The organism is Myxosarcina sp. GI1(2024), assembly GCF_053543375.1.
In genome coordinates, this window is record NZ_JBKGTY010000003.1 from 497,567 (window position 1) to 516,713 (window position 19,147).

The 19,147-nt window shown below is 38.9% G+C and carries 18 protein-coding genes and 6 pseudogenes; 13 read left to right on the top strand and 11 right to left on the bottom strand.

Going from position 1 to position 19,147, the window contains the following annotated elements; genetic code table 11:
- Positions 1-178 precede the first annotated feature (178 nt).
- Positions 179-457 carry a hypothetical protein gene (locus ACLFKQ_RS15995; protein WP_449000775.1) on the bottom strand — a complete coding sequence of 93 codons (279 nt, stop codon included), beginning with the start codon at positions 455-457 and terminating at the stop codon, positions 179-181.
- 649 nt (positions 458-1,106) lie between these two features.
- Between ACLFKQ_RS15995 and ACLFKQ_RS16000 the strand changes: the two genes are divergently transcribed.
- The 3 genes from ACLFKQ_RS16000 to ACLFKQ_RS16010 all read left to right on the top strand — a co-directional run bounded on the left by ACLFKQ_RS16000 (position 1,107) and on the right by ACLFKQ_RS16010 (position 6,189).
- On the top strand, positions 1,107-2,465 hold the full coding sequence (locus tag ACLFKQ_RS16000) for an HlyD family secretion protein (RefSeq protein WP_449000776.1): 1,359 nt from the start codon (positions 1,107-1,109) through the stop codon (positions 2,463-2,465).
- Positions 2,466-3,662: 1,197 nt separating this feature from the next.
- Complete coding sequence (locus tag ACLFKQ_RS16005; RefSeq protein WP_449000777.1) at positions 3,663-3,953, top strand: hypothetical protein; 291 nt, start codon at positions 3,663-3,665, stop codon at positions 3,951-3,953.
- 859 nt (positions 3,954-4,812) lie between these two features.
- Positions 4,813-6,189, top strand: a complete 1,377-nt coding sequence (locus ACLFKQ_RS16010; protein WP_449000778.1) for a chromosome partitioning protein ParB — start codon at positions 4,813-4,815, stop codon at positions 6,187-6,189.
- 75 nt (positions 6,190-6,264) lie between these two features.
- Here ACLFKQ_RS16010 and ACLFKQ_RS16015 read toward each other — a convergent pair.
- From ACLFKQ_RS16015 to ACLFKQ_RS16045, 7 genes and pseudogenes are all read right to left on the bottom strand, one after another.
- Positions 6,265-6,462 (bottom strand): annotated as a pseudogene (locus tag ACLFKQ_RS16015) (transposase); the annotation flags it as partial.
- Positions 6,463-6,465: 3 nt separating this feature from the next.
- Positions 6,466-7,294, bottom strand: a pseudogene (locus tag ACLFKQ_RS16020) (transposase).
- A gap of 22 nt (positions 7,295-7,316) precedes the next feature.
- Positions 7,317-7,469, bottom strand: a complete 153-nt coding sequence (locus ACLFKQ_RS16025) for a hypothetical protein (protein ID WP_449000779.1) — start codon at positions 7,467-7,469, stop codon at positions 7,317-7,319.
- A gap of 234 nt (positions 7,470-7,703) precedes the next feature.
- Positions 7,704-7,952, bottom strand: coding sequence for a hypothetical protein (locus ACLFKQ_RS16030; RefSeq protein ID WP_449000780.1), 249 nt, complete (start codon positions 7,950-7,952; stop codon positions 7,704-7,706).
- 17 nt (positions 7,953-7,969) lie between these two features.
- Complete coding sequence (locus tag ACLFKQ_RS16035; protein WP_449000781.1) at positions 7,970-8,299, bottom strand: hypothetical protein; 330 nt, start codon at positions 8,297-8,299, stop codon at positions 7,970-7,972.
- A gap of 94 nt (positions 8,300-8,393) precedes the next feature.
- Positions 8,394-8,534 carry a hypothetical protein gene (locus ACLFKQ_RS16040; protein WP_449000782.1) on the bottom strand — a complete coding sequence of 47 codons (141 nt, stop codon included), beginning with the start codon at positions 8,532-8,534 and terminating at the stop codon, positions 8,394-8,396.
- Between the two features lie 420 nt (positions 8,535-8,954).
- Positions 8,955-10,751, bottom strand: coding sequence for an XRE family transcriptional regulator (locus ACLFKQ_RS16045; RefSeq protein WP_449000783.1), 1,797 nt, complete (start codon positions 10,749-10,751; stop codon positions 8,955-8,957).
- A 418-nt stretch (positions 10,752-11,169) separates the two neighbouring features.
- Here ACLFKQ_RS16045 and ACLFKQ_RS16050 point away from each other — a divergent pair.
- Both ACLFKQ_RS16050 and ACLFKQ_RS16055 read left to right on the top strand, forming a co-directional pair.
- Positions 11,170-11,289 (top strand): annotated as a pseudogene (locus ACLFKQ_RS16050) (ISKra4 family transposase); the annotation flags it as partial.
- 112 nt (positions 11,290-11,401) lie between these two features.
- Positions 11,402-11,566: an IS1/IS1595 family N-terminal zinc-binding domain-containing protein gene (locus ACLFKQ_RS16055; RefSeq protein ID WP_449001050.1), complete on the top strand. Its 165-nt coding sequence runs from the start codon at positions 11,402-11,404 to the stop codon at positions 11,564-11,566.
- A 15-nt stretch (positions 11,567-11,581) separates the two neighbouring features.
- Here ACLFKQ_RS16055 and ACLFKQ_RS16060 read toward each other — a convergent pair.
- Together ACLFKQ_RS16060 and ACLFKQ_RS16065 are read right to left on the bottom strand one after the other, a co-directional pair.
- Positions 11,582-11,884, bottom strand: a pseudogene (locus ACLFKQ_RS16060) (transposase); the annotation flags it as partial.
- A 73-nt stretch (positions 11,885-11,957) separates the two neighbouring features.
- Positions 11,958-12,344, bottom strand: a complete 387-nt coding sequence (locus ACLFKQ_RS16065) for a helix-turn-helix domain-containing protein (protein WP_449000784.1) — start codon at positions 12,342-12,344, stop codon at positions 11,958-11,960.
- A gap of 41 nt (positions 12,345-12,385) precedes the next feature.
- Between ACLFKQ_RS16065 and ACLFKQ_RS16070 the strand changes: the two are divergent.
- The 6 genes and pseudogenes from ACLFKQ_RS16070 to ACLFKQ_RS16095 all read left to right on the top strand — a co-directional run.
- Positions 12,386-13,070: pseudogene (locus ACLFKQ_RS16070) on the top strand (IS1 family transposase); the annotation flags it as partial.
- Positions 13,071-13,132: 62 nt separating this feature from the next.
- Positions 13,133-13,375: pseudogene (locus ACLFKQ_RS16075) on the top strand (IS110 family transposase); the annotation flags it as partial.
- Positions 13,376-13,408: 33 nt separating this feature from the next.
- Positions 13,409-13,645, top strand: a complete 237-nt coding sequence (locus ACLFKQ_RS16080; protein WP_449000785.1) for a hypothetical protein — start codon at positions 13,409-13,411, stop codon at positions 13,643-13,645.
- Between the two features lie 324 nt (positions 13,646-13,969).
- Positions 13,970-14,521: an NUDIX hydrolase gene (locus ACLFKQ_RS16085; RefSeq protein WP_449000786.1), complete on the top strand. Its 552-nt coding sequence runs from the start codon at positions 13,970-13,972 to the stop codon at positions 14,519-14,521.
- A gap of 229 nt (positions 14,522-14,750) precedes the next feature.
- Entirely contained in the window at positions 14,751-16,586 is a 1,836-nt protein-coding gene (locus tag ACLFKQ_RS16090) for a fatty acyl-AMP ligase (RefSeq protein ID WP_449000787.1), read from the top strand.
- A 32-nt stretch (positions 16,587-16,618) separates the two neighbouring features.
- Positions 16,619-16,891: a hypothetical protein gene (locus ACLFKQ_RS16095; RefSeq protein WP_449000788.1), complete on the top strand. Its 273-nt coding sequence runs from the start codon at positions 16,619-16,621 to the stop codon at positions 16,889-16,891.
- A gap of 179 nt (positions 16,892-17,070) precedes the next feature.
- Here the strand turns inward: ACLFKQ_RS16095 and ACLFKQ_RS16100 are convergent, their stop codons facing one another.
- Positions 17,071-17,325 (bottom strand): hypothetical protein, encoded by a 255-nt coding sequence (locus ACLFKQ_RS16100; protein ID WP_449000789.1) that lies wholly within the window; start codon positions 17,323-17,325, stop codon positions 17,071-17,073.
- 503 nt (positions 17,326-17,828) lie between these two features.
- Between ACLFKQ_RS16100 and ACLFKQ_RS16105 the strand changes: the two genes are divergently transcribed.
- Positions 17,829-18,146: a hypothetical protein gene (locus ACLFKQ_RS16105; RefSeq protein ID WP_449000790.1), complete on the top strand. Its 318-nt coding sequence runs from the start codon at positions 17,829-17,831 to the stop codon at positions 18,144-18,146.
- 95 nt (positions 18,147-18,241) lie between these two features.
- On the top strand, positions 18,242-19,147 hold the full coding sequence (locus ACLFKQ_RS16110; protein ID WP_449000791.1) for an acyl-CoA desaturase: 906 nt from the start codon (positions 18,242-18,244) through the stop codon (positions 19,145-19,147).

The window sequence follows — 19,147 nt, forward strand, 5'->3', positions numbered from 1 at the left end:
AAACAAGTCTTAGGATTAGGCTTGCCTACCTAAGACTCGTTCGGTAAACTTTTAAACTGCAAAAAATGAGTTTTTTGCTTAGCTCAATCGCTAATAGCAAGGGCTAATGGAGCGACCGAGCTTATTAAGGTAGCAAGAAGAGCTAGTTGTTTTACGATCCTATGTGGGTAGGATCTTACTATAATATTGCGCCAAAAGCCGGGACTATTCCAAGTATTGGCTCAAGCATATCCTGAGCAGTAGCAGGTATTCCCGTAAAGAGGTCTAGGGCTGTTTCTGCAGTGGTTTGGGCAGCAATAAGCGGTAATAAAGGAAGTTCACCTAATTCAAATTCTACTTCCTGAACTCCACCTAGTAAAATGTCTTGACCTCCAGAAATAGCTTCAGCTGCTTCATTGGAAATTTCTTCAAATTGAAGAAAATCTAGTTGAGAAGCGGTATTATTTTTTCCCATCATTTTAATTCGTATCTCCTAGTATACTCAAAAATTTACAGTCGAAAAAACCCATTCAAAATTTAATGTTTCTTTCTCGACTAAATTCATTTAAACTTAGTATTTTGTTTTTGTCAGTCGAAAAATTATACATTCAAAATTTATTTTAGTTGAATATTTCTACAATCGAACTAATTAAGTTGAATATTTCTACAATCGAACTAATTAACAATTAATATAATAATTAATATATAGTTCAGTTCCTAAAATTTTGTTTTAATAATGTATCTTTTGTTTTAAAATGTATCTAGCTGAGATTGAAGCTAACGTAAATAAATGACTTGTTAAGTGTCGGTAAACGAAATTGTGGCATTCCAAGCTCCACACTGGCAACTTAATCAGAGCAGATCGAAGCAATAAGCTGTATCGGCAAAAGTAAGCTAGGTTAAACAATTAAATGTCGAAATGTTTCATTAATCAACAAGTAAATCAAAAACATTTTGAATTAAAATGTTTAACGGTACTTTATATTGTAAAAATATAGTTTTAAATTTGCAGAAAAAACAAAAAATAACTAGTTAATCAGCTAGTCAATAACCGCGAGCGAACGATCGATTTTGCCTATCTGCTAGATTAGGCAACCAAGTTGGATTCACACTAACAATTATCAATTATGCTAAGTAATCTTAATGCCAAATCTCTCGAGCTTAATCGGGATGCTGATTCTCTCCGTCCCGTGGCTCCAGAAGAATTTTTGCCTCGGATCGACTGGTGGGTGACTATCGGAGGATTCATCTTTATCGCTATCTTCGGTGCAACGATCGCTCTAACTAGCATTCTTAAATACAAAGTAACCATCAAAGCTCCTGCCACCGTGCGTCCGGTTGGCGAACTGCGCATCGTGCAGGCAGCAGTAGAAGGTAAAATCGAACAAATCCCGATCGAAGCCAATCAAACAGTTACCAAAGGGGATATTGTTGCCTATATTGACGATTCCCGTCTTCAGACGCAAAAAAGCCAACTAGAGGGCAATATCGAGCGAACCCAGTTACAACTGACTCAAATCGCCGCTCAACTGCTGGCAACTGAAAGGCAAATTGCTGCAGAAAGCGATCGCATTCAAGGAAATGTTGCCTCCGCAAATGCCGAACTCAGACGTATTCAAAGGGATTATCAAGATAAGTTGGTTACCACTGAGGCGGAAGTTAAAGAAGCAGCCGCCGCAGCCGAGTTAGCTAAAGAGGAAATGACTCGATATCAACAGCTAGCCGATACGGGCGTCATCCCCCAGTTGCAAGTAAAAGAAAAGGAAGCGGCTTACAAAACTGCTTTGGCTCGTTTAGAAAAAGCTCAAGCCGTTCTCAATCCCAGCCAAGCAGGGGTTGAGATTGCCCGAGAACAAATTTTTCAAGCACGAGCTCAAGGGAAGGCTACTCTAGCTTCACTAAATAAAGAACGAGAGCAGCTCATTCAACACGAAATTGAAACCCAAAATCAACTCAGTCGCGATCGCCAAGAACTCCAACAAATAGAAACCGAACTTGAAGGTACGATAGTTCGCGCTTCGGCATCTGGCATCGTTCAAGAACTAAATCTTCGCAACCCAGATCAACTAGTAAGCCCCGGTGATGTTATCGCTCAAATTTCTCCTAGTAAGGCTCCCCTAGAAATTAAAGCTTTGGTCTCTTCACAGGATATCGACAAAGTGGATCTAGGTCGAAAAGTCCAAATGCGAGTGTCTGCCTGTCCTTATCCCGACTATGGCACTCTCAAAGGCACCGTTAAGACAATTTCTCCTGATGCCACCACTCCTCAAGGCAATGGTGTTAATACTTTGGCTGAAACCAATAGTTTGGATGAGGCTCAAACTGTTTATAATGTGACTATCGAACCAGAAACTCTGTCTTTGAATGCTGGCGACAAGAAATGTGCGATTAGATCGGGCATGGAGGGAAGAGCCGATATTATTTCCAAAGAAGAAACAGTGTTAACTTTTGTTTTGAGAAAAGCAAGGTTACTTACAGATTTTTAATCGATCTCTATAAAACGAGAAAATTGTAGTTGCAACGGACTGGGTCACGAGCTGTTTTGTCACCCAGTTATCCCATTACGAATGCTAGCTGACTGACGGACACAAGTGGTCGAAACCTAGAATTGGCGTGGAAAACGGATATTTTACGTAAGTTACAAATCAAAGTAAGCGCTTTTTTTGAGTATTTAATTAACGCGTGGTAACATCCTGAGTGTAAATTAGCCTATCTAGAAAACGGTGTCGTTACTCAAGCAAAATGCTCCAACAAAAGAAATGGAAACTTACAAAATTTTAGGTAATCTTAACGATCGAATAGAATGACTGAGAATTGTTAAAGCTTAAACTTAAATATGTATGTTAGTGAACGGAAACGTTTAAAACGTTATGTACGAATGTAAAAATGTTAATTCTCGAGCCCTAACAACTGGAAAGTAGATTCTAATTGATGTGTATTTCGGTGACAAATTATTAGTAAAACATTAGGACTACTTAGACCGCAATCGCTCCCGAATTTACCAACATTAGATTATTTAATCTGATGTATATTATGATACCTACAAATCGTATATTAGGATACTTAAAAATCATATATAAAGAATTTAAATATGAATTTAATTCGCTTGATTTATTTGGTTATTATGGTATAAGTAATATATGAGTCTAATACTAGTATTGTTTGAGTAGTTTTAAGTTTTGCACAAAATTTGTAAGTTTTGGTTTACTTTACACTTTACATAATTTATTTTATTAGTCGAATCAGGAGCGAACCAAACAGTAGTTTAGCTGATAGTTTATACAAACTAGAGATAAGTATTTAATATTTGCCTTTCAGTTGCCAGCTGTAAAACATTTAAAATATTTAATATTTATTTAGAGCGAAGCTAGAACTAAAGATAAATCAAACATTCAAATAAGTCTTAAGTATGAGTTTTTCGAATATTTACAAATTTTATTTCTAGGGTAGTATGAGTAATATGCTAGTAGGTAGGTGTTTGTTTTTTGAGTTGAACTAATTATTTATTCTCTAAAACTAATGATGTCAAAATCATGTCAAATTCGACTCAAAACTTACTACCAAAACTATAACTTATTTCTAGATGAATATCCGTTAATACATTATTTGAATTCAATGTTTTTTTGTCAATTAAGTTACACAACTTTATTTTTTAACTATTCTAAACTTAGTTCAATTGTCCTATGGCCTTCTTGAAAGTTGGTAATATCGTTCTCAACTCCAATTACATTGCTAGTATCAAACTAGAAAGTCAAACTTTTAGCGGAGAAAGAAGTCTTTCCGTTCTCATGGCTACTCCAAGATTTCCTTTACTAGCAGGGGAAGACACTACTTCTCCAGAATTATATCATTATGAATGGCTTCATTTTACAGGTAGCCACGCCCAAGGACTACGAGATTATTTCAGCAGTTACAATAATGTAATCGATTTACTACCTCAGGATCGACCAGAACAATATGAAACAGTAGGCTGAGCCCGAAGTAACCAAAGATAATAGAATGAATGCCGATAAACAGATAAATAAAACAAAGCGAGCGTGCTCGCTAAGCAGAGAAGAGCTTAATTTCTAAACTTTAGCAGGTCAAAGATTACTCCGCGCCCTTGACGAAGTCTGTCTTAGGTAGCATTCTCTTGCTAGGTTAGCTTGCGCCCTTTGAGAAAACCTCAAAGGCGTTTCGACCTCTGACGGCGGCGCTGAGAAGCAATGCAATCTTGAGGGGTCCACCCATGAGCAACTGCCGAACTCTTTAGGGGGTCTGCCTGCTGCTCTGACCGTCGGTCAAAATTTCAGCTGTAGACCGAGACTATAACTCCAAAGAAAAACGTATTGCCCCACACTAAAAAGTACCTCGCTCTCTCTTTTGGTAAGCGATCGCTTGAATTAGCTTGTGATAATTCTTCTTTTAAGCTAAGTGAAACGATGGAGATGGATAACTTAGCAGATTTTACTGTTAAGAAGCTTACCTGCAGTTATAATACACGGACAATACTCAAATTACGATGACAAAAAAACCATAGTGATATAAGATAAGGCATGGGGATAAGTGCAAGAAAATTGAGCCAATTTGAGATTTTGAGCAAGAATTTTGACTGTATTGAGTTATATTAAGCTTGGATTCTTGCCTTGCTCCTACATCAGGTGTGACTTTAGCTTCAATCGGCGCAGATAAGTTGAAGTTGCATTTCGTCGTGTTTGGATGTGGGTTTGATACACCCAAAATGATAATGTTTTAAGTTCACTGTGTCGGTTGAACATAGCCCAATTTTAGACCTGTCAACTATTTTAGGGACAAAAGCAATAGTAATTTTAAAATTCCAGAACTAGTATACATATGCCAACTATAGGGATAGATCGAATTAAAGTTAAAGCAGGAAGACGACCTCTCAAGCCTAAAAAAGTAGCCGAATTGAAGGAGTCAATTGCAGCTAATGGACTGCTGAACCCAATCACTTTAGACCGAGAATTGAATTTAATTGCAGGTTTACACCGGCTTACAGCCTGTAAAATGCTTGGGTTTAAACAAATTGAGTGTAATATTATTACTTGCGAAGATTCCGATCAAGCGCGTCTGGCAGAGATTGACGAAAATCTGATCCGTAGTGAGTTAGAAGCTTTAGAACGTGCCGAGCTTTGGTTGGAGCGAGAGCGGATACTCGAACGAATGGGACTAAGGGCTAAACCAGGAGAAAATCAGTATATCCGCAAACCAAATACAGGGATTCCCTCACCTCCCAAAACTACTGAAGAGCTTGCCAAAGAGATTGGATTTACCAAAAGAACTTACCAATATGGCAAGCAGATTGCTAGTAAAATTCTTCCCGAAGTAAAGCAGGCAATTAAAGGTACTCAAATAGCGAGAAAAACTACAGCGTTGCTGGAGATAGCAAGAGCTGGCAGTGAAGAAGATAAGAAAGCAGAAGAGGCAGAAAAAGCCGCACTTAAAGCCAGAAGCGAAGGGAACAAAGAAGAAGCTCAACGGCAAGAAGCGATCCTAGCTCGGGCAAGAGCCAAACAAAAACAGCTGCAGTTGTTAACCTTAAACGAAGTTCTGAACAAAAAAGCTAAGTCTACTACCAAAAAAGTTGACACTGAAATTCGAGCTTCAAGTCATTCCAATCAGCCTCAAGTTCACGATGGTGATGAATGGCTCTTAGAGCGGCATCTGGTTTATTGTGGAGACACAACCGAGAATAAATTTATCGAGCTTTTGCCTTCTGAGGCTGCTTTGGCAATCGCGACTTGTTCTACACCCTGGAATCATGACTATTTAATCGATAAAGCTCGTGTCGTTTCTGTAATTCTCAAAGAAGGACAAATTTGTGACTTTTGTACCCGACAGCAGATGCCTTTTAGATTTGAATTAATGATGGGTAAGCTATACGTCGCAATTTTTTCTCATCAATCGATCTCTAAGCTTCGACAAACAACAGAAATAGAAGGAGTAGAAGGAATTGTAGCTTATCTCGTCAACCAATATACCAATAGAAACCTGGGCTTCTTTGTCCTCGCACCTAACTTGGGAAATGGCGAAATCATCATAACTTGTGAAAAAATGGGACGTATCTGTTTTGCCGGAGATAAAAATCCCCAAACAGTGTCTCTGGCAATATCTCGATGGCAAAATTGGACTGAAAAACAGCCAATTAAAGAAAGTCGAAAAAATCAAAATCGGAACCGAGTTAAACCATTGACAAATACAAAGAAATAATCGGATTTTACAGAACTAAAATTATCAAACTTAATCAAAGACAAAATTCCAATAATTTACATTATTAATAAATCTTTAAGGATTGTATAATTCTATAACAGTCATCATATAGTCATTATTCATAGCTGCGCGTTTCGTTGTTTGACGCAGCGATCGCTTCAAAGTTGTCTCTAGATTCAGGGCATTTAGTGCCATGTGTCTCAGGAGAGCAAAGTTACGAGGTGCGTGGCATGATCGAATGCGACAGCGATCCTCACTAAAAGTTATACCAATTATCTAAAGTGAAGAGAGAGATAGAGCTTCAACTATGTGCTGCCAAGAAGTTAGAGAAACAATTACTTCATTGGATAAATTAGATAACAGACTTGCCACTTTCTCTTTCAAATCAATTAGGCTAGAAAACCACAAGTTTTTGATTTGGTACTTAAGATCTTCCCAAACTCTTTCAATGGGATTCAATTCGGGAGCAGAGGGAGTTTGAAATAAAAGAATTACATTATCTGGTACGACTATTTTTTGGGCAGTATGACTAGGAGCATTATCCAACTGAATAATGTGTATTTCTTGACGATACGTTTGAGAAAATTGTTGGAGGTATAATTCAAAACACTCAGAATTAAAACTTTTTGAATACTTCAACGACACCAGGAACTTGTTTTTCATGATTTGGTCGTGGAACCTTGAGTTTTGCTTGCAGCTTATATCTGACAATTTTATAAATTGTGGAGTAAGATACCTGAATCTCCTTCCAGATATAAATCCACAACTTGACTTCTTTATAAGAGTTAAATCCTTCAGGGTCGGATAGTTCTTGTTGCAGTTGTGCTATTGTTTCAATGTCCAGCTTATTTCTTCTTCCAGTTTTGGGCGGTTCTTCCAGTAATTTTTCTCAGCCTTCTTCTCGGTAGGTTTTCAACCAGCGATGAATCGTTGATTCGCCTCGACCAATTATTACTGCTAAATGATTGATGGTTTCTACAGCATTGATTTTTAACAGATACAAAGTCTGTCCTTTGGCATATTCCAATCCAGTTTTTTGTTGCTTCATCAGAGATTTTAGTTGCTCTACTGATTCAGCAATTGCTATCTTAGAAACTCCTGACATTGACAAACACTCTAGGTTTTTGTTAGTTTATCAAGTCTCTCGCTACTTTTTCAAATTGGTATAAAAATAATTCTTCAATGCCAAAGCGCAATGCATATTGCCAAAGAGTCTGTAGAGAAGGTTCTTCATCAGTGATTACAGCCCAAGGTTCTTTAACACCTTTGACATTTGCCAAGACGATATTACAACGCAGTTTTCCGTCTAGCCATAAGCCTACATGACGGTAGAAAACCGCTTCGGATTTTGCCGGATAGAGATACTTTAATGGGTGAGCGAAATTTACCGTGGAAAAATTATTTTTTGCGTCGTTTAAGTAAGGAGTAATAAGTAATAAGTAAAAAACTCTTTACTCTTTACTCAAGACGAGTTACTTCTTTCTTTTTTACTCCCACACCTTTTTTCGTTCACCCTACTTTAATTCAATTGGATGCTTTCTAGCAACGTGAAGAGTAACATCACAAGGTAAACGCAAGCAGTAATGCCAACTACTATTGTGAAGCCAATTAACCAACTCATGATTACCAAACCCACGATCTGCTAGAAGCATGATATTCGAGTAACCAGACAGTAGTAGTTGTGCTAATCTTAGAATCAGTTTGTATTCTTCAAAAGCCACAGTAGAGCTTTTATGTTCTAATACTTTCCAAAGAAATGGCACAGCTCGACCACCACAAACTATTGAAAGGTGGATATGGTCGTATCTAGTGCCAGATAAAGGCGTTGAAACTTCCAATTCTTGATTGCTCCCATCAATAAAGGTCTGTATAACGATTTGACTCGAATCCTTGGATTACGAATCAACCTCTGCCATCTTCTTTCGACACTCTGAGCTTTTGTTGCACGGCTTGCTACATAAGATTCCCATTCGCTGAGATTAATTTTACCGCTACAAATCAAACTATTAATCATCCAAGCCAATGCTTTTAGATGTCGTAAGTCTCGATATTTGCTGTGTTGACTTAGCCAACTGAACAGTTGATTATAAAGAGGGGTAGAAGTTGACATGGACTCTAAGCTAAAAACGTCTATTTTCAGCTTCCCATGAATACTCGCCCTTTTCTTTTCTCGCTTGAGATTTCAATACTTTCACCTACTTGTGTCAGGCAGTCAATCTAGGGTCTTTAATCTCAGAAAAGTAGTAGGATAAATTCGCTTGTATTTCGGCAATTGAGGCTAATTTTGCGGTTTTATCTGGTAGTTTTACTGGTTTAGCTGCTACAGGTGTAAATTCCATTGCCATCAATTCTTTCCTCTAATAATCTTCAAATGTAAGACTATCTTATAGATTTTATGGTCAAAAAACTTTGTCAGTGAACCATTGACGGGCAAGTTAGCAAATTTAATCCGCTAACCCAATCCACACTATCTTCCTGTTCTACTACTACTTCTTCAATTTCCTCTCAAAAACTCATGTGCTTCCTTTTTGTCAAGTACATTTTCTACTAAATTAGATGAGCTTACTCTGATTTTTTAGAGGATTATCTCCTTCAATTGCCGATTGCACTTACTTTTTAAGCTTTTTGTTGCCCGAGCAGACAACGTCCACTATTTTTTGAATTAGGACTTACGCAGTTGAATGAAATTTTGTTGTTTGAGCAGCGAGTTTGCAACGGTAAATCTAGGTTTACAATGCTGAAGTGCGTAAGTCCTGTGAATTAAACTATTTTCTTAGGTCGAGATAAATTAAGTTAGTTGACAGCCAATCTTCTACTATTTTTAGTATTTGTAGATCTTCTGTTACCAAAGCAATACCGAAATTAATCTCTATCCAACGCAGTAAAGAACGTTGTAAATGCTGCTTGGCTTCATCGATAGTTTGCTTCGGGTTGACCTGGGAATAAAAATCAATAATTGTGTCTTCGTCTATTTTTTGGCAATATCTCATCTGTACGATTTCTTGAACCACACAATTTAGTTCTTTAAAAGAATTTAATAATACTGATTGGATTAAATCTTGATAATAGTTTTTTATCCACAACTTAACATATTCTACTTGCCACTTACTCAGCTTCTTTAAAAATTCTTTTTCCAACTTATATTTAACATCGACGAGTATTAATTTAATTTCATTAGGCTCGACTATTTTTTGATTACTCATAAGACGAGCAATATCAGCTATATTCATCTTCTGACTATAGCGTAGTTTTAAAATTTTTTGAGATTCGTCATCTAAATTTCTAATTGCTTCAATTAAAATTTTATCCAATAAATTTGAAAGTCTAGGGTTAGTAAATTTTTTTTCTAGAAATACGGTCAAATAAGTTTTGAGGTTTAATTGTTCATTGGTAAATTGCTTAAATTTATTCAGCAAAGGAACTTCGAAATACTTAGAAATATAGCGTGAAACAGTTCCTTGATGGACTCCAATTTGACTACCTAGTTTTTCTTGGTTTAAAGGGGCAAATGAATGAGGATAGCAAAGTGGCATGACTGCTTGCCGAAACTGTTGTGGAATTTTGGTGCGAAATTTTTCAAAACTATCCTCGATAATTTCAATTTTTTCCCGTAAAATAGAATCAGCTTGTTGTAAAATGTTTGTCTGTTCGTCTTCAAGCTCTAAAAGTTTCCAAGGATTGCTCGTTTCATTATTATGGTGTTCGTAAATTTTTGGATTATAGGAGATCTCCATTATTCTAGGAGAATATTGTAAAGCTTTAATACAAATATTTATCCATTTTTGTATTGTTTCTGGTGTTACCTCCGAGCCTACCGCTACTTGAAGCGGAGCATCTGGTAGAAATCTTTGAGCGTTATAGTATTTGGCAACTTCTACAAAATCAGACCATTCTGGTTTTGGCCATCTACTTCCTTTTTTTCTATTAGGATGAAAAACTCTATTATTTTTATAAACTAAAATAAAATGTTTTAAGGCGAAAATATACTGAGATGTATATGGCTCTGTTATTCCATAGTTTTCCAAAGCTTCTCTTCTTTTTTGTAAGGCGCGATCGATTTTTTTAGTACTATTAATGTCTACATCGCATAAAATACGCCAGATAGATTTTAAATCTAATTTTTCCAAAAGCTTTTTTTTAAGTATAGCTAAAATGTAGGTCTTTAAATTAGCACTACTGGGATTTTGTAAATCGTATTTATAAATATACTTTTGGAATTTATCTCTTTGAAAAAATAAGTTATTACTGAAATCATAAAGCTCGTAGTAATCGATCGGATAAAAAGGAAACTTACGAAAATTTTTCCAGATAAAATAACAACGATCTTGATCTAAGTAAGCTATTAAGTGCCAATGGGCAAAGCGTTTTTCTAACTCGGATTGAGAGTTGTCTTTAATAATTTTTATAAAATAATTAACCCATGTATTGCGATCCCAATTGGGATACAGCTTGACTAGCCATTCCATTCTTCTTTTCAATTGAATTTGAATCAATGGTTTAAAAGGTGGATAGCCGTTATGATTGTTAAAGTCATAAAACGTGTAGAATTTATGAATTTCCATGAGTTATGGCTATTTTTTAATGATTTGCTCATCGTTACTAAATCTGCACTAGAAGTGTAACTTAAATACTAGGCATAAACCTTTCGGCAGAAATTGAAAGTTATTTAAATAACTCAATTAACAAAAAATGGTTAAGAAACTTCTGACCTACATATTTATTAACCATTATGCTTAAAGTTTTTTGAAATTATTTTTTAGATTGATTTGATTTACAATCGAGTGAGTAGATAATTATCTTGTAAGTCAAAGAACTTTTAGTTAAGTAAAAACTTTAAACTCTAAATTGCATAAATTAATGTTTGGCAGATACAGATATTTTTACCTAAATCATAAATTTTGTCTGTTGAAAAAATCCACGTTTTCAATTAACTAGTAATAAAATAACCAAGTATAAATTGCTTCGGATTTAGGCGGATGAGGAAAAGAGCGAGTAATCAAGAGTTCTATAGGAAAATTACGTTTACGTCGTCAGCAACTCGAAAGATTGGGAGTAGGAGAGAGAAGCCGTATCAGTCCTTTGCTGCAAAAATGTTGTTTATGTCCTTGTATCTTAAAAGAAGTAGGCTCTGCCAACACTACCTAGGGACGCCTGGGTAGAGAAGAAAAAAGGCATTGCTGAAAAATAATGATAAATGTTGCAAAATGAAGGAATGAAATGTCCTAGATGCAACTGTAGCAAAATTCGGAAGAATGGTCGTCGCCAGAGTAAACAATGCTATCAATGTCGCTCTTGCGGTCGCCAGTTTGTAGAATCACCAAAATTTCAACCTTATTCAGAAGAAGTTAAACAATTGTGTCTCAAAATGTACCTATAGCGGTGTGCAAACTGGTTAAGTACAGTAGCAGCAATGAGTAAACCAATGACGAATATCTTTCAAATTAATAAGTTGTAATCCGTCTCGAATAGCCTGATGAAGTGTTTCACGAGTTAGAGCCTCGACAGAACGAAGAGATGATTTAAGCTTAGACCAGAGATGTTCAATTGGGTTAAAGTCTCGAGAGTCAGGGGAAAGATCGACAACTTTAGCTCCTACCGACGCGATCGCGTCGGTGATTCCTTCAACTTTATGTGCTGGTAAATTATCCATAACTACCACTGCTCCTGACCATAATTGGGGAACTAAAATTTCTTCGTTCTCAGCTTTAATATCTTTGATTTGATGCCAATATTCACAACGTTGAAGTTGTTTCTCCTGGGTGTAAACTTTAGCTGCCTTGAACGTTTTTTTTTCTCGTCAGAGCCAATTTTTTGATACTACGACTAATAGTTGAGCTACTAACTTTCAGCTCTGTTTGCGACTGAAGTCTTTGAGCTAACTGCGGTAAAGTTGCGTCATTGTCTTTTTCAACTAAAGCCGTCAAAACTTCTAGATGTTGAGGTTGTAAAAGCGGTTTATTGCCTCCATTGTAAGGTTTGGGTTTGATTGTACCTTCGGTATAATAGCGTTTGAGAAGTCTCTTAACACAATCTGAACTAACTTTAAAGCGTTGTGCTAGCTGTCTAATCGAACCTTCTTGCTGTTCATAACTATCAACAATTTTTTGTCGCAAATCTAGAGAGTATGGCTTGATTAAAAATACAATTTCTTTCAATCAGTTAGTATAAATGATTGTACTTATTCTATTTGCACACCGCTATAAATGGTATGGGTTTGAGGGGAATTGAAAGAGTAACAGAAATTCATCACACCACAATCATGAACTGGATTAAAGTAGCAGGAATACATTTACCTGATAGTCCAGAAGAAGACGAAATACCTGAAATAATCGAAATAGACGAATGACAAACTTTTGTTGATAACAAAAAAAACAAAATTTGGATTTGGACGGTAGTTAATCACTGGCGACCAGGTATTTTAAAGTGGAAAATTGGCGATTGGCTTTGCCAGTGCGCGGAGCGCAATCGCAGTAATGAAACTTTCCGTTCTCTCTGGTTAATTATCAAATGCTGGAGTAGTTTTTGGTATGTAAGCGATGGCTATCCTGTTTATCCTAATTTTATTGAACCAGAAGACCGAGAATTTTTGATTCTCCCACAGCTACGCTGTGGAGCGAACAGGGTTCGCTGTTAGTAAAACATGCATGACACGGGTAGAGGGAGAAAATACCAGGCTCAGGCACTATTTAGCCAGACTACACCGAAAAACTTTGTGTTATTCCAAATCTTTGGAAATGCTCAGGTATTCTATTCGTCTTCTACTCCATTATCTCAAGTCTAAATTCTACTCCATTATCTCAAGTCTAAAACTGTTAGCGCGATCGCTTAAATCATTACTATTCAGCAACGCCCAAGTCAGAGGTCATGAAATTATTTCATGACCTCTGACTTGGGCGTTGCATAATTGAGGGAGGAAGAGATCGGGAGTAAGATTGAAAATTGTGCTTTAGGCGCATTTTATCGTCGCTGACGTTCTCGACTTGGCTCCCCTAAAGCCATTACTACCGCTCATAAAATTGCACGAATTTTTTACAAACTTTGGACAACCCAAGGAGATTATACCGCTCCTGGCATGGATTATTATGAGCAGCGTTACCGAGAGCGAATGGTCAATAACCTCCACAAAAAAGCGATTGCTTTGGGTTTTGAGCTTATTCCTCAACCCTCAGCAAATCTGGTTTCTTAGAAGAGGGATTACACAATAATCCGGTCGAGTTAGGTGCCAGGACAATGGTGCAGCGACTTAAGTATTAGTTATGGGATTCAGACAATTGAAGGTACTCAGGCTTGGGACAATTTTATGTCTCTGGTGGCGACTACTCGGAAGTTGGGAATCAGCTTTTTTGACTATGTGCGTGACCGTATTTGTAAGACGGGAACAATTCCTCCTCTGGCAGCTATTATTCGTGAGAAGTCTTCTCTTAATTCCTTAGGTTGGTCGTGGCAACCAGAATAATTGTCTACCCCGAACTATTGAGCCGATAACCTTCCGTAAATCTTTTGAGTAGCTTACTGACGCCGAATATTAATGAAATAACAACAAAATTGGCTCGATACTGTCAAGTTCAAGTTTTAGCTACAATAGTTGATTTTTTCGACTGACAAGATTAAGAAAATAGGTTTAAATTAAATATGAAAAAAATGTCGATTTTTCAATATAGAGAGCGATATTTCTCTGTTAATAAGAGCTAATCGTAACATATCAATCTCTTAGTTCGAATCGGTAAAATTGACTAGTGATAGCTTGATAAATTTAATTAATTCTCAGCTAACTTTGAAAATGAGTAATAATACGAGCGAAGCGAGTAGCAGTAGAACTAACTGTAAAAGCTTTCTATTCAAAGCAATCGACCTTTTTTTAGAAGTTGACTACAGTGTTAGGCGTTTGTTGTATTTGGCTAAGTCATTACTGGGGATCATATTACGACATCCCGTAACTGGGACTAGTATCATACCAGTTTTAGCAGATGGTCGAATTGTCCTAGCTCGACGCCATGATACTGGGCAATGGGCTCTGCCGGGTGGCATGGTTGAATGGGGCGAAGAGATTGCCACTACAGTTCGCCGGGAGTTACAAGAAGAAACTGGATTGGAATTAGTATGTATTTCGCGTTTGGTAGGAGTATATTCTAAACCGGAGCGAGATTCGCGAGTTCACTCTATTTGCATTGTCGTCGAAGCAGAGGTAAAAGGAAAAATCAGAATTCAGGATCCGCTAGAAATAAGCGAAGTAAAAGCTTTTAATCCTAAAGATTTGCCCTTGGTTGGGCTTTCTTATGATAATGACGAGCAGCTAAAGAATTACTTAAATGCTACTACTATCTTAGCATAAACTTTAATTTTAGCATAAGCTTTAAATTTGCTGGCGTTGCACGATAAGCCTATGATATAGTTTGATACGGTGACAAAAGACGCACCAGACGCAAAAAAAACTTTTCCTTTGATTATAAATCATCCTGCAATTGTGTAACGCCAATTTGCTCCATTTGCTTGTTAATACCAATTAACCCACTGCAGCAGCAATGACAAAGTGTTTTAAATTTCTAACTTAGGAGAAAGAAATGACTGCTTTGGTCAACAAATCATCAGAGAAAAAGCGTCAAAGAGGGACAATAGTAGAACAGTTAAGAGACAAAGCCCAAAGAGAGGCAGAAAAAACCATTTATACCTATCTCCGCCACGGAGAAAGGGAATCAGGAACACTCAGCTATGGAGAATTAGACCGGCAAGCAAGAGCCGTAGCCAGTCAGCTACAACAGCTCGAACTAGAAGGAAGTCGCGCCCTACTACTCTATCCACCAGGACTAGAATTCATCATCGGCTTATTCGGATGTTGGTACGCCGGAGTAATCGCCGTACCAGCCTACCCCCCCAGACGCAATCAAAACCTCTCGCGACTAGAGGCCATCGTTAGTAATGCCCAAGCCTCAGTAGTACTGAGTATCAGCCTTCTGGTCGCCAACCTCAGAGAGCGCATCGTCGACAATCGAGAACTCGGAGCAATCCCCTGGTTAGCAACCGACAGCATCGCCAGCCAAGGTAACGATTGGCAACCCAGACCAAGCGAGCCAGAGAACCTAGCCCTACTACAATACACCTCCGGCTCCACCGGAACCCCCAAAGGAGTAATGGTCACTCACGGCAACCTCTGGCACAATCTCGGCGCCATCTATCAATGCTTCGGACATCGACCCGACAGCCAAGGAGTAATCTGGCTGCCACCCTATCACGACATGGGCTTGATTGGAGGAGTACTGCAACCACTCTACGGCGGATTCGAAGTCACCCTGATGTCCTCAGTGGACTTTCTGCAAAAACCCTGGCGCTGGCTCCAAGCAATCAGCCGCTATCGGGCCACCACCAGTGGCGGACCCAACTTCGCCTACGAACTGTGCCTGCGCAAAATCAACGACAGCCAACTAGCCCAACTAGACCTGAGCAGTTGGGAAGTAGCCTTTAGCGGAGCCGAACCAGTGCGAGCCGAAACCATCGAAGAATTCAGTCGGGTCTTCGCCCCCTGCGGATTTCGCCGAGAAGCCTTTTACCCCTGCTACGGCATGGCCGAAGCCACCTTAATTGTCTCGGGAGGTAGCAAAGACCAGCCACCAGTAACCTGCTCGGTAGCAGCAACGGCCTTGGAACAAAATCGAGTGGTAGTCAGCCAAAACCCAAGAGAAGGATACCGCACCTTAGTGGGTTGCGGACAGAGCTTGCCCGACCAACAAGTAATCATCGTCGACCCCGAAACTAGTACTCAATGCCCCGAAGAGCGAGTAGGAGAAATCTGGGTAGCCGGAGCCTCGGTAGCCCAAGGATATTGGCAGCGAGCCGCAGAAAGCGAACGGCTCTTTAGAGCCTACCTCGCCGATAGCGGTGCCGGACCGTATTTGCGCACCGAAGATTTAGGATTTATCCGAGAGGGAGAATTGTACGTCACCGGCAGAATCAAAGATGCGATTATCATTCGGGGACAAAACCACTATCCCACGGACATCGAACGGACGGTGGAAAACAGTCATCCAGCACTGCGACCGGGTTGTGGCGCGGCCTTTGGAGTCGAAATTAAAGGGAGAGAGCGCTTGGTAGTGGTGCAGGAGGTGAAACGTTCTTACCTGCGGCGGCTCAATGCCAACGAGGTGGTGGGACAACTGCGACAGGCAGTGGCAGCGCAACACGGACTACAGGTGTATGCGGCAGTGTTAGTCAAGACGGGGAGTATTCCCAAGACTTCCAGTGGCAAAATCCGGCGTTATGCCTGTCGCTCGGGATTTGAGGAGGGCAGTTTGAAGGTAGTGTCTGATTGGAGCGAGAATCCTCAAAGTAAAGCCGAGTTTTTACAGTTGTGGACTGACACTGAGTCTTTATTGGCTAAATTACAACTAAATAAGTTTCTGTAAATTGTTCAATCGATCTAAAGAGGTATAGTAAAGTGATTGTAACTAACAACGAAAACTGTGAGATTGATACAGATCAGTTGATTAGTGAGCTAGAGGAATTACATCCTTTGGATTTTCGCTTGGCTTTTGGTCTAACTCATGAAGAAGCAGCAGAGGAGTTATGCTTAGAACCACAGACAATGAGAGCTTATTTGAAGAATAATCCATCTAGACGAGTGAAAAAGCTAGCAGCTACAATTGCCAAGAAGTGGCTTTCTGGAGAACGCCAGTTAGTTGATGCGACCTATTTAATCAATCCCCGTTAAAGTTTGTTGAGACCACTCTCAAGCTAAAAGTAATTGTAAAATCAAATCTGCTCAAACAACCTAAAATATTCGATCTAATGTATTTATCTTTTTTAGCTAAAATTTTGCATTCGATCGCCAACCACTAGGAAAGTATGGCATTGTTTGAGGATAACTCGCTCGAAACAGTCAAATTCTACTTAACTTTTAGCCGATTGTGCTTTTCGAGAAACATTAGCTCTAAGATATTCAATAATTGCCTCAGTGTGGACTCCTGCTTGTTTGGCAATTGCGTCGGCTTTAGCTTTGTCTTGAGTAGAAGGAATTGACGGTAAAAATCCAGAAGTTTCTGATTGACTTAGTAAGGTGCAATAAACCCGAACATAGATTTTCGCATAGTCGTAGTTGGAGTCGTAAGATTTTTTCTCTGTCGGCACTAATTTCATCTCTAACATTTCTAATTATATTTTTCTGATTTTGAATTTCAATTGCGGGAATCGCATTTTTGGTTCGTTAAATTATACAGAGCGAGAGATTGCTAAAAAAGTTCCCTACTCAGAGCGATCGATTTAATGCGAAGACTTCTGGATAATTATTGGAATAATACATCTAGCCGAACAATCTTTAAATCATACCTAAAGTACCTATTTTATCCGATCTCTATCGAGCAGAGATTGAGCTCTGACCGAGAGATTGGTCTATAAGCGAGCTTCTTTCAGTTACTCGCTCAGATCGAGCAAGCTCTAGCTAAAGTCGCTACCAAACCAAATTCTAACAAAAAATTTAAAGATGTGGATTCTTTCCACAGACAAAATTGAACGACTGAGCTTAGAATAGCAAGCAAGGTAAGGAGGAGGAGCCACAAAGAAAATTCGAGTATTTGAGAATAAAGCTTAATACTTGAAAATACTAAGTTTTTACCAGAAGTTAACTTTCATGTTTAAAGGGGAAACAATTAATGTGGGCTACCGACCCAAGAACCGGCAAGAAAGTTCGGTTTTATAGTCGCTTAGAAGCAAAAAGAAAGCTAAAAATTAGTGAGGCTACATTTCACAAATACATCAATGTATTAGTCGTTAGCTGGAATGAGCGATTTAAATATATACCCAAGCAAACTCATTGGAGTGATTATCAAGTTTATTGTCTAGATTTTGTCAAACGTTTGTTCAAAACAGGGCGTAATGAATCAGAAGTCGTAAACTACATCATCCAATATGAAATACCAGATCCAGAAGATAACTCCAGCCAAGATAATGACATTTTCAGTCCTCAATAGAGTTAATCTCAATCATCATGAATAGATCGATGTCAGTGCAATCAAATCGAGAAACACAAATCGAGCTTGACAACAATTTTCAGTCAAGACGGAAAATGACAGTAGCCAATGCCCACTTAAAAAAAATCCAAAGAAATTTTGGCTGGGCGGCTGTTTTGGTTCCTGGTTTCGGGACACTTTTCGCAGTCGGGCTACTTCCCTACGCGGGCATCGATCCTGTTGCAGTAGTCTTATTCGTCGGTATGTATGTCTCGACTACAGTCGGACTTGAAGTGGGTTTTCATCGCTATTTCTCGCACCGTGCATTTCAAACCACTACTGCCATTCGAGTTCTACTCGCTATTCTGGGTTCTATGGCTGCAGTAGGTCACATCGTTCATTGGGTAAGCCATCATCGAAGTCATCATCAGGACAGCGACAGCTCTAGAGATCCCCATTCACCCCATATAAACCCCCAGGGACAGTACCTTGACTCAATTCGCGGTCTATGGCACGCCCACTGTGGTTGGTTTTTGGACAGCGAGTTTCCCAATGTACTCCTAGCCAAAGACCTGCTGCGAGACCCCATTCTCGTTAAGATAAATCGACTCTATTTATTGTGGGTATTCTTGGGTTTTGCAATTCCTGCTGTTTTAGGAGGAGTTTTCACGGGAACGTGGATGGGAGTCTTACAAGGGTTGTTATGGGGGGGATTTGTGCGGATATTTCTAGTACATCATGCTTTTTGGAGCATCAACTCGATCTGTCATCTCTATGGCAGACGTCCTTTTAATACCGGCGATCACAGTACCAATAATATCTGGCTAGCCATACCTACTATGGGAGAGTCTTGGCATAACAACCATCATGCCTTTTCTCACTCGGCAATTGTCGGACTGGAGTGGTGGCAAATTGACCCTAGTAGTTGGTTGATTCGCGGTCTTCAAAAAGTTGGCTTAGTCTGGGATGTCAAAGTTCCTACTACAGCCGCGATCGAGTTTAAAAAAGCTAAAGTTGTGTAA

Bases quoted from the DNA above. Each gene is read 5' to 3' on its own strand.
- ACLFKQ_RS16105 (WP_449000790.1), top strand. From the start codon at position 17,829: ATGTGGGCTACCGACCCAAGAACCGGCAAGAAAGTTCGGTTTTATAGT.
- ACLFKQ_RS16100 (WP_449000789.1), bottom strand. From the start codon at position 17,325: ATGTTAGAGATGAAATTAGTGCCGACAGAGAAAAAATCTTACGACTCC.
- ACLFKQ_RS16055 (WP_449001050.1), top strand. From the start codon at position 11,402: ATGAAATGTCCTAGATGCAACTGTAGCAAAATTCGGAAGAATGGTCGT.
- ACLFKQ_RS16035 (WP_449000781.1), bottom strand. From the start codon at position 8,299: ATGTCAACTTCTACCCCTCTTTATAATCAACTGTTCAGTTGGCTAAGT.
- ACLFKQ_RS16040 (WP_449000782.1), bottom strand. From the start codon at position 8,534: ATGGCAATGGAATTTACACCTGTAGCAGCTAAACCAGTAAAACTACCA.
- ACLFKQ_RS16005 (WP_449000777.1), top strand. From the start codon at position 3,663: ATGGCCTTCTTGAAAGTTGGTAATATCGTTCTCAACTCCAATTACATT.
- ACLFKQ_RS16110 (WP_449000791.1), top strand. From the start codon at position 18,242: ATGACAGTAGCCAATGCCCACTTAAAAAAAATCCAAAGAAATTTTGGC.
- ACLFKQ_RS16000 (WP_449000776.1), top strand. From the start codon at position 1,107: ATGCTAAGTAATCTTAATGCCAAATCTCTCGAGCTTAATCGGGATGCT.
- ACLFKQ_RS16090 (WP_449000787.1), top strand. From the start codon at position 14,751: ATGACTGCTTTGGTCAACAAATCATCAGAGAAAAAGCGTCAAAGAGGG.
- ACLFKQ_RS16010 (WP_449000778.1), top strand. From the start codon at position 4,813: ATGCCAACTATAGGGATAGATCGAATTAAAGTTAAAGCAGGAAGACGA.
- ACLFKQ_RS16085 (WP_449000786.1), top strand. From the start codon at position 13,970: ATGAGTAATAATACGAGCGAAGCGAGTAGCAGTAGAACTAACTGTAAA.
- ACLFKQ_RS16045 (WP_449000783.1), bottom strand. From the start codon at position 10,751: ATGGAAATTCATAAATTCTACACGTTTTATGACTTTAACAATCATAAC.
- ACLFKQ_RS15995 (WP_449000775.1), bottom strand. From the start codon at position 457: ATGATGGGAAAAAATAATACCGCTTCTCAACTAGATTTTCTTCAATTT.